We start from the raw sequence: 14742 nt of genomic DNA on the forward strand, positions 1-14742 counted from the left end.
GTAATTCTTATTGTAATAGGAGGGGAGACATATGTCCAATATGGAGCTTTTACAGGCAATTGAGCAGATGCTGGAGAAAAAGCTGGAAGAAGTACTGGAGAAAAAGCTGGAAGAAAAGTTGACTCCTGTCTACCAGCGTCTGGACCGGATCGAGCAGCGTCTGGACAAGGTGGAGCAGCGACTGGACCAGGTGGAGCAGCGACTGGACCAGGTAGAGCAGCGGCTGGACCAGGTGGAGAACGATTTGATCGAGGTAAAGGAGAACGCCGGAGAGGTCCGGACGGGGGTCAATACTCTATTGGATTGGGCCGACGAGGTGGGCGGCGTCATTTCGTTCCCGATTCCCAAAATGAATCTGTAAGGCTTATCATACCAGCCGCTCCAGGTGGGCGGCTGTTTTTTAATATCCCATTCAGATTGGTGTTGCTAAAAGCTGCTTCGTCAAAGCGTACGTCAAAATATCCAAAGGGAGCAATCCCCTGTTGATGGATGACTGTCCGATAAACTGGAGTTTATTCAATTGTAATTCTCAAAAGGCAAAAATCAAATCCTTGCCGTATGCTTTGCACAATTTCTACATAGACGGGTTTTTCAAAAACAATCTCAAATAATTTTTTGTTATATCCAGCAGTGCAGTGACACCATGTTAATGAAATTGATTTTTTTGCTTTTTCTAACATGGGACATTCACAAGAAAACATTTTGGTATACAATTGATTATCTTTAATAAACCAACCGGCACCATTTTCATTCAAAGCATTGACAAATCTATGCAAATCCTGATCCAAAGAGAGATAGAGTTGTTTTAAGTTGTTTGCTGTATCTTCTAACACGCCATTTTCATTACAATAGCACTCTTGGCGAATGGCTTTTACCATTTTTTTATCAAATCTATTTTCAAGAATAGCAGATAGCTTTTCAACCCACTCGGCTCGAATGTCTGGGGTTGAATTTATAGGTAATGGAATTTCCTGTATTATGCTTTCTGCAACTTCCCTTGATACATTCTTTTCCAAACTATGTTTCAACCGCTTTAACTCATCGATTTCTAATGTTGGAGAAACTTGCTCTGGCATAGAAAAATTTTTCATATTCTTTCTCCTTTAAATTTTGTTTTGTCGAATTGATTATAGCGCATTGTATCTGTTATATCAATGTGCTTTTGTAGAAACTGCCGAAGTGATATCCCAGCAACACGTTCCTTAAAAGGGACTTTTTTATTCGCCTCTTGCAATTAGGGAAGAATTCCGCTATAATATCATAGAATTACTGTCGATTCGGCCTATGAGCCAGACAATACAGGAGAGTGTTAGCATTGAAGTACGATTTTACCGCCATTGAGAAGAAGTGGCAGACCAGATGGAAGGATGAGAAAACCTTTGCCTGCAAGACCGGGGACACCAGCAAGCCCAAGTTCTACGGGCTGGTGGAGTTTCCCTACCCCTCCGGAGCGGGCCTCCATGTGGGCCACCCCCGGCCCTATACCGCTATGGACGTCATCGCCCGGAAGAAGCGGATGGACGGCTACAACGTACTGTTCCCCATCGGGTACGACGCCTTTGGTCTGCCCACCGAGAACTTTGCCATCAAAAATCACATCCACCCCGCGGTGATTACCAAGCAGAACATTGAAAACTTCACCCGGCAGCTCCACATGCTGGGCTACTCCTTTGACTGGGACCGCTGCGTGGACACCACCGACCCCAGCTATTACAAGTGGACCCAGTGGATTTTCCTCCAGCTGTACAAGCACGGCCTAGCCTACAAAACCACCATGCCAGTGAACTGGTGTACCTCCTGCAAGTGTGTGCTGGCCAACGAGGAGGTGGTAGAGGGGGTCTGCGAGCGGTGCGGCGCTCCGGTGGTCCGCAAGGAGAAATCCCAGTGGATGCTGAGAATCACCGCCTACGCTCAGAAGCTCATTGACGGGCTGGACACGGTGGACTTTATCGACCGGGTGAAGACCCAGCAGCGCAACTGGATTGGCCGCTCCACCGGTGCGGAGGCCACCTTCAAGGCCACCACCGGGGACGAGATCGTGGTGTTTACAACCCGGGCGGACACCATTTTTGGCGTGACCTACATGGTCATCTCCCCGGAGCACCACTTTGTCCAGGACTGGAAGGACAAGCTGGAAAACTGGGACGAGGTGGCCGCCTATGTGGCCGAGGCTGGAAAGAAGTCTGACTTTGAGCGCACTGAGCTGGCCGCCGACAAGGAAAAGACCGGCGTCATGCTCCGGGGTGTGCGTGCTATCAACCCGGTCAACAGGAAAGAGGTCCCCATCTTTATCTCCGACTATGTGCTGGCCTCCTATGGCACCGGCTGCGTGATGGGCGTGCCCGCCCACGATGGCCGCGACTGGGCCTTTGCCAAGAAGTTCGGCCTGCCTATTATCGAAACTGCCGCCGGCGGCGATGTGCAGAAGGAGGTCTACACCACCTCCGATACCGATCTGATTGTCAACTCTGACCAATTCAACGGCCTGACGGTGGCCCAGGCCAAGGAGGCCATTGTAGACTGGCTGGAGAAGAAGGGGATTGGCCGCCGTCAGGTGAACTACAAGCTGCGGGACTGGGTATTCTCCCGCCAGCGCTACTGGGGCGAGCCCATCCCTATGGTGTGGTGCGAGAAATGCGGCTGGGTACCCCTGCCGGAGGATCAGCTGCCCCTACTGCTGCCCGAGGTGGAGAGCTATGAGCCCACCGACAACGGCGAGTCCCCCATTGCCAAAATGACCGACTGGGTGAATACCACCTGTCCCTGCTGCGGCGGGCCCGCCAAGCGGGAGACCGACACCATGCCCCAGTGGGCGGGCTCCAGCTGGTATTTCCTGCGGTATATGGACCCGGACAACAAGGACGCCCTGGCCTCCAAGGAGGCGCTGGAATACTGGGGTCAGGTGGACTGGTACAACGGCGGTATGGAGCACACCACCCTGCATCTGCTCTACTCCCGGTTCTGGAATAACTTCCTCCACGACATTGGGGTCATCCCCCACGCCGAGCCCTACGCCAAGCGCACCAGCCACGGCATGATCCTGGGCAAAAACCCCCACTATGTGGGCAATGTGGAGTTGGAGGAGGAGAAGCAGGCCCTCATCGACAAGTACGGCAGCCAGGCCCTGCGGCCCTCGGTCAAGATGTCCAAGTCCCTGGGCAACGTGGTCAACCCCGACGACGTGATCCGGGACTATGGCGCGGACACCATGCGGCTGTATATTATGTTCATCGGCGACTTTGAGAAGACCGCCACCTGGTCGGACGAGTCGGTCCGGGGCTGTAAGAAGTTCCTGGACCGGGTGTGGAATCTCAGCGAGAAGCTGAAGGAGGGGGACGCCTGCTCCCCCGAAAATGAGAGCGCCATCCACAAGGCCATTAAGAAGGTGTCAGACGACATCGAGGCCATGAAGTTTAACACCGCTATTGCCGCCCTCATGTCCCTGGTCAACGATTTCTACGCCAAGGGGGCCACCCGGGGCGACTACAGGCAGCTGCTGGTCATGCTCTCCCCCTTTGCCCCCCATCTGTGCGAGGAGCTGTGGGAGATGAACGGCTTCGGCGGGCAGGTCTGCCTCCAGAAGTGGCCGGAGTACGACGAGAGCAAGACGGTGTCCGCCACCAACAAGATGGCCGTTCAGGTGGGCGGCAAGGTGAAGGCCAACATCGTGGTGGACGCAAACGCCTCTGACGAGGAGGTAGTGGCTGCCGCCCTGGCCGAGCCCAAGATCGCCAAGCTGGCCCAGGGGATGCAGTTGGTGAAATCCATCGTGGTCAAGGGCAAGCTGGTCAGCCTGATTTTCAAGCCTCAGGCATAACATTCACAGGCTGTTTACAAATCCGCTCTTGACAGAACGGGGGAAAAGCAATATAATAGCAATGTTAAAGCCATAAATATGGCCCTTACGTGAGCGGGAATAGCCCGCCGCGCGCGGAGGGAGGGAAATATAAATGTCGGAAGTCCGTGTGAGAGAAAACGAGTCTCTGGAGAGCGCCCTGAAGCGCTTCAAGCGCAGCTGCGCCAAGTCCGGAGTGCTGGCCGAGGTCCGGAAGCGTGAGCACTACGAGAGCCCCAGCGTCAAGCGCCGCAAGAAGTCTGAGGCTGCCCGCAAGAACCGCAAGAAGTTCTACTAAGCAAGTAAGAAATCCCCGAAGCAATACGCTTCGGGGATTTTCGCATGGAGAAAATAGGTATAACCGCCTTGAGCAGGAAAGTTCCCGCTATGACGGGCTGCCGCACGGCTTTTTTCTGACGGCCCGGTACCATAACCCACACCGCCGCGATGATGGCCATCAAAAAGCGGTCTGCCTGGAGCATTTCCAGACAGACCGCAAAGTCATGCAACAATGTACCCAATGGGTGGGATGCCGCAAATCCAGGTCAGCTCAGGCCAGAGCTGCCTTCAGGGCTTCCACCCGGTCGGTTTTCTCCCAGGCGACCCCCAGGTCCTCCCGTCCAAAGTGGCCATAGGCGGCCAGCTGGCGGTAGATGGGCTTGCGCAGATCCAGGTCCCGAATGATAGCGGCAGGGCGCAGGTCAAACACCTTTTCCACCGCCTCCTCCAGCCGGGCATCGGCCATGGAGCCGGTGCCGAAGGTGTCCACCCGGACGGAGACAGGCCGGGCAACCCCGATGGCGTAGGCCAGCTGTACCTGGCAGCGGGAGGCCAGACCGGCGGCTACCACGTTCTTGGCGACCCAGCGGGCGGCGTAAGCAGCGGAGCGGTCCACCTTGGTGGGGTCCTTGCCGGAGAAGGCGCCGCCGCCGTGGGGTGCGGAGCCGCCGTAGGTATCCACAATGATCTTCCGCCCGGTGAGGCCGGAGTCCCCCTGGGGCCCGCCGATGACGAAGCGGCCGGTGGGGTTGACGTAGATCTTGGTGTCCTCGTCCAGCAGATTGGCGGGGAGGATAGGCTTGATGACCAGCTCAATCATATCCCTGCGGATCTGGTCCAGCTCCGCCTCTGGTCCGTGCTGGGTTGACACCACCACCGCGTCAATGCGCACGGGCTTGTTGTTCTCGTCGTACTCCACGGTGACCTGAGTCTTGCCGTCGGGCCGCAGGTAGTCCACCTTGCCCTCCTTGCGGATTCGGGTGAGCTGCATCGCCAGCTTCTGGGCCAGGGAGATGGGCAGGGGCATCAGCTCCGGGGTCTCGTCGCAGGCGTAGCCAAACATCATGCCCTGGTCTCCAGCGCCGTTGTCCAGACCGTCGTCCTGGGCGCCCTCCTTGGCCTCCAGGCACTTGTCAACTCCCATGGCGATGTCCCCGGACTGCTCGTCAATGGAGGTGATGACCGCGCAGGTGTTGCAGTCGAAGCCGTACTTGGCCCGGTTGTAGCCAATTTCTCCCACCACCTGGCGGGCGATCTTGGGGATGTCCACGTAGCAGGAGGTGGTGATCTCCCCCATCACGTGGATCAGGCCGGTGGTGGCTGTGGTCTCGCAGGCAACCCGGGCCTGGGGGTCCTTCTTATAGATGGCGTCCAGGACCGCGTCGGAAATTTGGTCACAGATTTTGTCGGGGTGTCCTTCGGTGACGGACTCAGAGGTGAAAAGTCGTTTTGCCATAATGGTTTCTCCTTTCGTTTCTTGGGGGAGCATAAAAACGCCCCGCCGGACGGCGGAGCGTTATATCTGGTTGCACCCTCATCTTTCGATACACTACCGCCGGATTTAGCACCTTGCGTAACTGCAGGTTGCCGGGCTTCATCGGGCCGTTCCCTCCACCGCTCTTGATAAGGCTATTTAATTGTCCGGCCCATATTATAACGCGGCAAGGCGGTCCATGTCAACAGATTTTGAGAATTTTTCGACCGCTCCCGGTCAGCCCTGATTCTGGGCCTCCACCAGGCGCACGCCGCAGTAGGTTTCCCGCAGCTTGGGCTTTTCGATCTTGCCGGTGGGATTGCGGGGAACTTGGGCGAAGATGATTTTCCGGGGGCGCTTGTACCGGGGCAGATCCATGCAGAACTGGTTGATCTCGCTCTCGGTGCAGTTCATGCCCTCCTTCACCTGAATGATGGCGGCGGCGATCTCGCCCAGCCGCTTGTCGGGCAGGCCGATGACGGCCACGTCATGTACCTTGGGGTAGGCGGACAGGAAGTCCTCAATCTGTACCGGGTACAGGTTCTCGCCGCCAGAGATGATGACGTCCTTCTTCCGGTCCACCAGGAAGACGAAGCCGTCCTCGTCCTGGCGGGCCATGTCGCCGGTGTGGAGCCAGCCGTTTTCCAGCACCTCGTCGGTAGCCGGCTGATTGTGGTAGTAGCACACCATCACGCCGGGGCCCTTGACGCACAGTTCGCCCACGTCGCCCTGTTTTACCGGCTGGTTCTGCTCATCCACGATTTTCAGCCTCCAGCCGTAGCCTGGGACGCCGATGGCCCCCACCTTGTGGATATTGTTAACCCCCAGATGGACGCAGCCCGGGCCGGTGGACTCGGACAGGCCGTAGTTGGTGTCGTACTTGTGGTGGGGGAAGTAGGTCAGCCAGTGCTTGATGAGGGAGGGGGGGACCGGCTGGGCGCCAATGTGCATCAGCCGCCACTGGGACAGCTGGTAATCCTCCGCCTTCAGCCCCCCCCGGTCCAGCGCCGCCAGAATGTCCTGGGCCCAGGGCACCAGCAGCCAGACAATGGTGCAGCGCTCCTGGCTGGCCGCTTCAAGGATGGCGGTGGGGGAGTTGCCCTTGAGGAGCACCGCCTTGCTTCCGGTGAACAGGGAGCCGAACCAGTGCATTTTGGCCCCGGTGTGGTACAGGGGGGGGATACACAGGAACACGTCGCTGTGGGTCGTCTCGTGGTGGATGGCCTCCATGCGGGCGGACTGCATCAGGGCGGTGTGCTTTAAAAGGATGGCTTTGGGGAAGCCGGTGGTGCCGGAGGAGTAGTAGATGGCGGCCTCGTCCTCGTCGTCCACCAGAATCTTGGGGGCCCGGCTGGAGCAGTTGACAGTGGCCCGCAGGTGGTCCTCCGCGAAGGAGGGGCAGGTCTCTCCCACGAAAAACAGCAGCATCTGTCGGGAAATTTTGGGCACGATGGGCTCCATGCGGCTGATAAACTCCGGCCCGAAGAAGAGTACGTCAGCGTCGGCCAGCTTCAGGCAGTACTCGATCTCGTCGGAGGTGTAGCGGAAGTTCAGGGGAACGGCAATGGCCCCCGTTTTCAGGATGCCGAAGTAGATGGGCAGCCACTCCAGGCAGTTCATCAGCAGAATGGCCACCTTCTGTCCCTTCCGGATGCCCCGGCCCAGCAGCATATTGGCAACCCGGTTGGCCTTCTCGTCGAAGACGGACCAGGTGATCTCCCGGCGGTAGGGAGCGTCGCCGGTGGGCTGAATCAGCTCGTATTCCTTCCAGGTGACCCGCTGCTCCTCCCGAATCTCCGGGTTGATCTCCACCAGGGCGGCCTCGTCGCCGTACAGCTTGCTGTTGCGCTCCAACAGGTCGGTAATAGGCATTGCGCTCGTTCCTTTCCAAAGGGCCGGAGCCCAAAGACTTCATTGGTTTTAATCGTTAAAGTATTGTAGCTTGTTTCTTGCCTGTTGTCAAGAGGAAAAGGGGATTTTTGCAGGATTTTTTGCAGAATCGGGGGTTCTCCTTGAATTTTACATTTTATTTACGGTTGGTGTGATATTCTGGGCAACATACCTTTAACATCGAAGTTCAGGCGCGAAGGAGTGTGTGCCCATGGAGAACAGGAGGCTGTCCTGGCGGCAGCGGGGGGAACTGTGGCTCAGGCTGGGCCTGCGGCTGCTGCTGGCGGCGCTGGCGGTGTGGCTGGCGGCCCGGCTGGGGCGGACGGCTCTGGCGCTGCTGACCCCCTTCCTTCTGGCCCTGGGGACGGCGGCGGCCCTGAATCCCCTGGTGAAAAAGCTGCAAAAGCTGCTGGGCTGGCCCCGTCAGCTGCTGTCCGCCCTGGTGCTGTTCCTCCTGTTTGGACTGGCGGGAGGCGGGCTGGTGCTGCTGGCGTACGGGGCGGTGGGGCAGATCGTGTCCCTGGCCCGGAACTGGAGCGCCCTGCTGGACAGTCTCCAGGCCGCGCTGGACCGGCTGGAGGGGATGCTGGACCACTTCCTGGCGCTGACGCCGCCCCAGGTGCGGGAGCTGGCGGAGCGGGCGGGGGACGAGCTGTTTCAATGGCTGTATGAGGTGGTACCCGACGCCCTGGCCGGTCTGGGGCTGGAGGCGGGGGAGTGGGCTATGAGGATGCCCTCCTTTCTGGTGGCCCTCACCATCTTTGTAATGGCCTCCTTCCTGATGACGGCGGACTACCCCTATCTGCGCAGCCGGTATATCCAGCACCTGGACGAGGGGATACTGCCCTTCCTCAGTCAGCTGCGCTCCACCGCTCTGGGGGCCTTCGGCGGCTATCTGAAGGCGGAGCTGCTCCTGTCCGTGGGGGTGTTTTTTATCCTGCTGGGAGGATTTTTCCTGACCCGCCAGCCCTACGGACTGCTGCTGGCGGTAGGCCTGGCGGTGCTGGACTTTATTCCGGTGATTGGGGCGGGGACGGTGATGGTGCCCTGGGCTTTCGGCGCGCTGTTTGCGGGGGACCTGCCCGGGGCGGTGGAGCTGATGGCGATCTGGGGGGTCATCGCCCTGTTTCGCCGGGTCATGGAACCCAAATTTGTGGGGGACCAGACAGGGCTGTCCCCCATTTTGTCCCTGATGTCCATCTACGCGGGGATGAAGCTGGCCGGGGTCCCGGGGATGATCCTGGGGCCAATTGTGGTGCTCATCTGCCTCAACCTGGCGGGGATGGGGATGTTTCGGGGCCTGCGGCTGGACCTGGAGGCTGCCGCCTGGGACATTGCCGCCATTTTGCGGGGCGGCCCCTGATAAGAAAATGCGCCGGATGCCCCGGCGCATTTTTTCTGCCCTTCCCCTGGCCGGAAACTTGTGGTATACTGCAAGGAGTCAGGATTTAGACCTGAATGTCCATCTACGAAGAAACGAGTTGTAATTCATATGAATCTTACCGTTACCGTCAACCACAGACAGCTTTTGGACGTCCTGCTGAACGTGGGACTCATTCGCCCGGTTTTCATCTGGGGGGCGCCGGGCATTGGAAAGTCCGCCATTGTCCAGGAGTTTGCGGACAGCCTGGGCCTGGAGTGCGTCTCCCTGCTGGGCAGTCAGCTGGCCCCGGAGGATATCATCGGGGTCCCGCAGATCAAGGACGGCTTCAGCCAGTTTTGCCCGCCCCGGACCATCGCCCGCAGGGAGCCCTACGTGCTCTTCCTGGACGAGCTGAACGCCTGCACCTCCGAGGTCCAGAAGGCCTTCTACTCCCTCATTCACGAGCGGCGCATTGGGGAGTACCGCCTGCCTGAGGGCTCCATCGTGGTGGGGGCGGGCAACCGGGCCCAGGACAACGCCATCACCCGGCCCATGTCCTCCGCTCTGATTAACCGTATGTTCCATGTGGAGCTCATCGCCAGCCCCCGGCTGTGGCTGGAGTGGGCGGCTCAGAACGGCATCCATCCCTATGTCTACGACTACATCACCAGCCGTCCCGACCACCTGTGGTCCAAGCCCCCCAAGAGCGAGGAGCCCTTCTCGACGCCCCGCTCCTGGCACATGCTCAGCGACGCCATCCACAGCTACGGCCCGGATATCGACGAAGACGCCCTGCGCATTCTGGCGGCGGGGTCCCTGAGCCCCCAGCACGCGACCCAGTTTTTGGCCTACATCCGGCAGGTGCGCAGCCAGTACGCCCTGGACAAGATCCTCTCCGGGGAGCAGCCCTGGCCCGACAAGCCGGAGGAGCGGGATGTGCTCTACTTCCTGGCCCAGTCCCTCCGGGCCCGGCTGGTGAAGGAGCTGCCCCCGGAGCGGAGCAAGCTGAGCAATGACAGCCGGGCGCTGGTCCTCCAGGCCAAGGACCGCATCACCGAGCTGGCCGACCTGAGCCTGGAGATTGCCCGCATGGCGGTGACCCCGGAGGACGGGAGGGAGCTGCCCGACTGGTTTGTGGTGGAGCTGTTCCGGGACCTGCCCCGGCTGGCCGACAAGCGCAACGGGTGAGGCCGGGATGAAGGGAAAACAGAAGAGGCCCAACCCGGCCCAGGAGGCCTTTCAGGCGGGGTTCGGGCTGGTCAAGCAGAATCCGGTGCTGGGCAGCCTGATGGAGCGGGCGGATGTCCACTTTGACGACAGCTACCCCATGGCCCGGGAGGACTGGGCCTGGGTTACCTCCAACGGTGTCATCTACGCCAACACCCACCGCCGGGCCCAGCCCCAGGAGTGGGCCTATGTGCTGGACCACTGCCTGCTCCACCTGGCTCTGGGCCACATCCGGGAGGACCGGGAGGGCGACCCCCTGTGGAATGCCGCCTGCGACTGCGTGGCCGCCCGGTATCTGTCCGACCTGCACATCGGCGCGGCCCCAGGGGAGCTGGACAATCCTCTGCCCCCCAACGCCCGGGAGGAGGAGACCCTGTACCGCTGGCTGAAGGAGCACCAGGACCCCGCCTGCTTCCGCTTCTCTACCATGAGCGGAGGTCGGGCGGATATGTCCTGGCGGGGGACAGAGCCGGTCCACTGGTGGTATGGCCATGTGGACTGGCGGCAGCTCTTCGCCGAAAGCCTGCGCTCCGCCCTGCGCGCCGCGGTGGACTACGCGGGAGGGGTCCGGACGGAGCCGGAGGCGGGCAAAAAAAGAGGCCCCATCCAGCGGGCCCAGGAGTGGTTTTTGTCCAGCTATCCCCTGCTGGGGGGCGTGGCCTCCGGCTTCCAGCTGGTGGATGACCAGCTGGCGGTCCAGCGGATGAACATCCCCTTGGCGGCCATCTCGGTCCATATGCGGGAAATCTATGTGAACCCTGCCGCCCGGCTCAGCGAGCAGGAGTGGCGGTTTGTCCTGGCCCACGAGTATCTCCACGCCGCCCTGTGCCACGAGGCCCGGTGCGGCAAGCGGGACCCCGAGCTGTGGAATGTGGCCTGCGACTATGTGATCAATCAGTGGCTGCGGGACATGGAGGTGGGCTCCATGCCGGAGGGGCTGCTCTTTGACCCGGAGCTGAAGGGGCTGTCCGCCGAGAGCGTTTACGACCTGCTGGCCGCCAACCTGCGGAAGTATAAGCGTATGGCCCAGCACGATATCCTCTTCGGACCCCCCGACTGGCAGGGCTCCAAGGACTTTGTGGACCTGGACGCCTGGTGCCGCTCCGCTATTCAGAGAGGGCTGGATTACCACCAGACCCACCAGCGGGGCTATCTGCCCCAGGGGCTGGTGGAGGAGATCCGGGCCCTGTCCCAGCCCCCCATCCCCTGGGACGTGAAGCTGGCCCGGTGGTTTGACGAGCGGTTCCAGCCCCTGGAGCGGCGCCGGACCTACGCCCGCCTCAGCCGGCGGCAGTCCTCAACCCCGGATATCCCCCGGCCCTCCTGGCGGTATGAGGATGCAGCCCAGGCGGGGCGCACCTTCGGGGTCCTGCTGGACACCTCGGGCTCCATGGACCGCAGTCTGCTGGCCGCCGCCCTGGGGGCCATCGCCAGCTACAGCGCCGCCCGGGACGTGAACCAGGTCCGGGTCGTGTTCTGTGACGCCGCCCCCTACGACCAGGGCTATATGGAGGCCGCCGATATTGCCGGGAGCGTCAAGGTCCGGGGCCGGGGAGGCACGGTCCTCCAGCCCGGTGTGGAGCTGCTGGAACACGCGCCGGATTTCCCCAAGGAGGCCCCTTTGCTCATTATTACCGACTGCGAGTGCGACCGGCTCAATCTCTACGGCCGGGACCACGCATTTCTGGTCCCCAGGGGGAAGAGCCTGCCCTTTCCGCCCAAGGGTCCGGTGTTCTATCTGGAGTAGGGCAGAATGCCAAACAGCATCAGGCCCACCGTGTTGGTGGCCAGGTTGGCCCCCATATGGACCAGCCAGGCGGGGAGGATGGACCCCTGCCGGTCCAGCCAGCTGAAGAGCAGGCCGGCGGCGGTCAGTCCGGCCACCATGAGGAGGACCAGAACTGGCGCCCCCCAGCTTCCGGCGATGGACAGGTGGTACAGGGCGAAGGCCAGGGCGGAGAAGCCGTACGCCAGCTTTTTGTACCCCATTTGGTGCAGGGAGAGGAAGGCGAAGCCTCGAAAAAAGTATTCTTCCAGCAAAGAATTACAGAACGTAATATAAATGGCGGCCAGGGAGAAGGTCTGCCGGGTGATTCCCTCCTTGGCGGCCAGGTTTGCCGGGATGGCGGACAAATCCAGCCAGGGGGACAGGAGCAGATAGCCGCCCAGCAGTACGGCCAGCGTCCCCAGGGCCAGCAGGGCGGCAGGCCGGAGGGCTTGACAGCTGGGACGGCGGAAGGACTTCCAGGGGGTCCAGTCCCGGGTCAGGAGCATATACAGCCCGGAGCAGCCCAGGAAGACGGCGATTTTCAGAGCGGACTTCACCGGGTAGACGGGCCGCAGGCTCCCCTCAATCCAGGCCATTGCCAAACACCCCGCCGTGACCGGCAGCAGAACAAGGGCGGCCTGTTTTCGTCCCCGCCCCATCAGGCGGTCCCTGCCAGCACCCGCAGCGCCAGCCGTCCGAAGTGGCGGGTGGTGGTGTAGACGGCGTAGCGGGTCGTGGTCTCGACGGGGTAGGCGTCCTCTCCCCAGTCGCTGGCGGAGGCGGGGGCGGGGCCCTCGTAGACGGTCCAGGGGGCCAGACGGCGCTCCAGGGCCCGTACGGTGGGCGGGTCAGCTTCGCTCACCCCGGCGATGTGGTGCCGCGCCAGAATGGTCTGGACAAAGGTGACGCAGGTATAGGCCTTGGAGATGGAGGGCCGCAGGTGGACCAGGGAGGCCAGGGCGGCGGGGGTATTGTAAATGTACTCCTCCCGCTCACTCCAAAGCCGGGCCAGACAGTTTTGGAGGTAGGTCCACTGGGGCTCAGGCACCTCTAGCCGGCAGATCTTCACCTGTGCCGCCCCGGCGAAGGACTGATAGCGCAGGTTGGACTCCACCACGAAGCCGCCATATAGCGGGATGGTCCGGTACAGCCGTGCAAAGGTGTACATCTTTCGAATGTCCCGGCTGAGGGAGAGGGACACGTGGTTGTACCGGTTCCAGGTTGTGCATCGGATGAGCCTGCCCATGCCGGTAGGGGTTGCGGAAAAGACGATATAGATGGCGTTGTCCAAGGTAATTCTCCTCAATGACGGTGTTTTTGTGTGCAGAACCAGAACAGCCAGCCCAGGCCGCTGCCCAGCAGGATCATCAGGGCCAGCACCATGAGGCAGACGCCCAACAGGGCCTCCCAGCCGCTGCGGGCCAGGTAGCACTGCCCCGCCAGAAAGCATAGCCCGCCCACCGCCAGAGGGGACAGGCGCCAAAATTTGGTGTGGGCGTACCAGCACAGGGCCGATTGCAGCAGGAAGAAGGGGAGGGACAGGGGGATCAGGGTTGTGAAGAGGCCGGACAGGGCCGTCAGGGCGTATAAAACGGACTGCAAGGTCAGTCACAGATACAGAAAGACCAGCAGCGCCAAGGCGGCCAGGGTCCAGAGCAGCCCTTTTTTCCAATCTCTCATGGGGGACCTCCTTTGTTCCGCCTGTGCCAGAGCAGCCAGCCCAGGCCGTTGCCCAGCAGATTCAGACAGGCGGGGAAGAATACCGGAATAACCAGCAGAGACTGGGGGCCGGCGGTGCTGTAGGAAAAGGCGGCGCACCAGACCAGTCCAAAAAGGGAGAGGAGGGCCGGGGCCAGCTGATACCGCCGCCGCTCACACAGGGCCAGCTGGAGCAGGCAGAAGGGGGCGGACAGGAGTGCCAGCAGGCCAGGGAGAAGGGCCAGGCCCAGAAGAAAGTAAAAGAGCTCTGACATAAGGACCTCCTCTTACAGGTGGAGCAGCGTTTTCAGCAGGATCCAGACGGCCAGTCCCAGCAGGGAGCCAATGAGGGGCGGGGAGAAGAAGAGGAGGGTGAGGATGATAATGAACAGTCCCCCCGCGCCGCCATAGGTGATGGTAAAGTAAAATCCGGCTGTCAGACCGGCGGCGGACAGCCCCGGGATCAGGAGCTGTCCCCAGGGCTTCTGGATGTTGAGGGACAGCAGCAGCTGGAGGAAGAGGAAGGGCCAGATGTTGACACTGACCAGAAAATTGTAGATGTGCCCAATAAGCGCCATGACCAGAGGCTGGGGGGAGGTGTCGTAGGGGGCAAAGAGGGCGGGGATGAGGCTGAGGACCAGCAGAACGGCCAGAAGGGAGTTGGCTTTAAGGCGCATGGATATCCCCCCTCTGATAGAGCCGCCAGAGTCCGTAGACCGCCCAGGCCAAGGCGCAGCCCACCGCCGGGGCGGCGGACAGGACCAGAAAAATACCCCAGCCCAGGGTGTCCCAGCCGGTGGCGGTGCAGAAGCCGTAGGCGAACCACAGCGCCGCGCCGGTGATGACCAGGGCGGGGATGGCGGCGATCCAGCGCCGTGCCCGGCGGCACAGCAAGAGCTGGAGGCAGAAAGCGGGTACCGCGTGAAAGCCCACCGCCAGCCAGGCGCAAATGGTAAAGAGCCAATCGGGCCAGCCTAAGGGAATGCCCTCCAGGTAGTGGGGGAGCAGAAAAATGTAAAATGCCAGGGACAGCAGGAACCCTGCCAGCAGCATTTGGTCGGTGCGGCCTTTCATCAGAGGACCTCCTTTTCCGCAGAGACAGCCTGAGACTGTCCGGGTTTAAGGGTCAGTCTCAGTTTAGCAGAGGAGGGCGGGTTTGACAAGAGTTTGAAGACAGTCGGTCTTTTTTGAGAGATAAGTGGTCAGCT

At 60.8% G+C, this 14742-nt stretch carries 15 protein-coding genes and 1 riboswitch; of the genes, 6 read left to right on the forward strand and 9 right to left on the reverse strand.

Annotated features, from left to right (window positions below; all coding sequences use genetic code 11):
• The first annotated feature begins 31 nt into the window (after positions 1-31).
• The gene (locus D1646_RS16895; protein WP_160637595.1) at positions 32-361 is read left to right on the forward strand and encodes a hypothetical protein; all 330 of its coding nucleotides are present in this window, start codon (positions 32-34) and stop codon (positions 359-361) included.
• A gap of 151 nt (positions 362-512) precedes the next feature.
• Here the strand turns inward: D1646_RS16895 and D1646_RS16900 are convergent, their stop codons facing one another.
• Positions 513-1091: a DUF6144 family protein gene (locus D1646_RS16900; RefSeq protein ID WP_160637596.1), complete on the reverse strand. Its 579-nt coding sequence runs from the start codon at positions 1089-1091 to the stop codon at positions 513-515.
• A 224-nt stretch (positions 1092-1315) separates the two neighbouring features.
• Here D1646_RS16900 and leuS point away from each other — a divergent pair, with 224 nt between their 5' ends.
• Positions 1316-3817 carry a leucine--tRNA ligase gene (leuS, locus tag D1646_RS16905; protein WP_160637597.1) on the forward strand — a complete coding sequence of 834 codons (2502 nt, stop codon included), beginning with the start codon at positions 1316-1318 and terminating at the stop codon, positions 3815-3817.
• A 133-nt stretch (positions 3818-3950) separates the two neighbouring features.
• Positions 3951-4133 carry a 30S ribosomal protein S21 gene (rpsU, locus tag D1646_RS16910; protein WP_023348912.1) on the forward strand — a complete coding sequence of 61 codons (183 nt, stop codon included), beginning with the start codon at positions 3951-3953 and terminating at the stop codon, positions 4131-4133.
• Between the two features lie 252 nt (positions 4134-4385).
• On the opposite strand, the gene metK is transcribed toward rpsU, so the two are convergent.
• Both metK and D1646_RS16920 read right to left on the reverse strand, forming a co-directional pair.
• A complete protein-coding gene (metK, locus tag D1646_RS16915) occupies positions 4386-5570 on the reverse strand; it encodes a methionine adenosyltransferase (protein WP_160637598.1) in 1185 nt (394 codons plus the stop codon).
• Positions 5571-5645: 75 nt separating this feature from the next.
• Positions 5646-5744: riboswitch (SAM riboswitch) on the reverse strand.
• 81 nt (positions 5745-5825) lie between these two features.
• Complete coding sequence (locus D1646_RS16920) at positions 5826-7460, reverse strand: class I adenylate-forming enzyme family protein (RefSeq protein ID WP_160637599.1); 1635 nt, start codon at positions 7458-7460, stop codon at positions 5826-5828.
• 229 nt (positions 7461-7689) lie between these two features.
• On the opposite strand from D1646_RS16920, the gene ytvI reads away from it, so the two are divergent.
• The 3 genes from ytvI (at position 7690) to D1646_RS16935 (ending at position 11815) form a co-directional block, all read left to right on the forward strand.
• Complete coding sequence (ytvI, locus tag D1646_RS16925) at positions 7690-8841, forward strand: sporulation integral membrane protein YtvI (protein WP_160637600.1); 1152 nt, start codon at positions 7690-7692, stop codon at positions 8839-8841.
• 129 nt (positions 8842-8970) lie between these two features.
• Positions 8971-10029: a MoxR family ATPase gene (locus D1646_RS16930; RefSeq protein WP_160637601.1), complete on the forward strand. Its 1059-nt coding sequence runs from the start codon at positions 8971-8973 to the stop codon at positions 10027-10029.
• Between the two features lie 7 nt (positions 10030-10036).
• Complete coding sequence (locus tag D1646_RS16935) at positions 10037-11815, forward strand: VWA-like domain-containing protein (RefSeq protein ID WP_160637602.1); 1779 nt, start codon at positions 10037-10039, stop codon at positions 11813-11815.
• Here D1646_RS16935 and D1646_RS16940 read toward each other — a convergent pair.
• From D1646_RS16940 to D1646_RS16965, 6 genes are all read right to left on the reverse strand, one after another.
• Complete coding sequence (locus D1646_RS16940; RefSeq protein ID WP_160637603.1) at positions 11803-12495, reverse strand: CPBP family intramembrane glutamic endopeptidase; 693 nt, start codon at positions 12493-12495, stop codon at positions 11803-11805. The genes D1646_RS16935 and D1646_RS16940 overlap by 13 nt on opposite strands.
• Entirely contained in the window at positions 12495-13127 is a 633-nt protein-coding gene (locus D1646_RS16945) for a hypothetical protein (protein ID WP_160637604.1), read from the reverse strand. The genes D1646_RS16940 and D1646_RS16945 overlap by 1 nt, the downstream gene beginning before the upstream one ends.
• Positions 13128-13138: 11 nt before the next feature.
• The gene (locus D1646_RS16950) at positions 13139-13438 is read right to left on the reverse strand and encodes a hypothetical protein (protein WP_160637605.1); all 300 of its coding nucleotides are present in this window, start codon (positions 13436-13438) and stop codon (positions 13139-13141) included.
• A gap of 74 nt (positions 13439-13512) precedes the next feature.
• Positions 13513-13809 carry a hypothetical protein gene (locus D1646_RS16955; RefSeq protein WP_160637606.1) on the reverse strand — a complete coding sequence of 99 codons (297 nt, stop codon included), beginning with the start codon at positions 13807-13809 and terminating at the stop codon, positions 13513-13515.
• Positions 13810-13821: 12 nt separating this feature from the next.
• Positions 13822-14211 (reverse strand): hypothetical protein, encoded by a 390-nt coding sequence (locus D1646_RS16960; protein ID WP_160637607.1) that lies wholly within the window; start codon positions 14209-14211, stop codon positions 13822-13824.
• Positions 14201-14608 carry a hypothetical protein gene (locus D1646_RS16965; protein ID WP_160637608.1) on the reverse strand — a complete coding sequence of 136 codons (408 nt, stop codon included), beginning with the start codon at positions 14606-14608 and terminating at the stop codon, positions 14201-14203. The genes D1646_RS16960 and D1646_RS16965 overlap by 11 nt, the downstream gene beginning before the upstream one ends.
• Between the last annotated feature and the right edge of the window lie 134 nt (positions 14609-14742).

It is taken from the genome of Pseudoflavonifractor sp. 60 (genome assembly GCF_009911645.1).
Classification (GTDB): domain Bacteria; phylum Bacillota; class Clostridia; order Oscillospirales; family Oscillospiraceae; genus Lawsonibacter.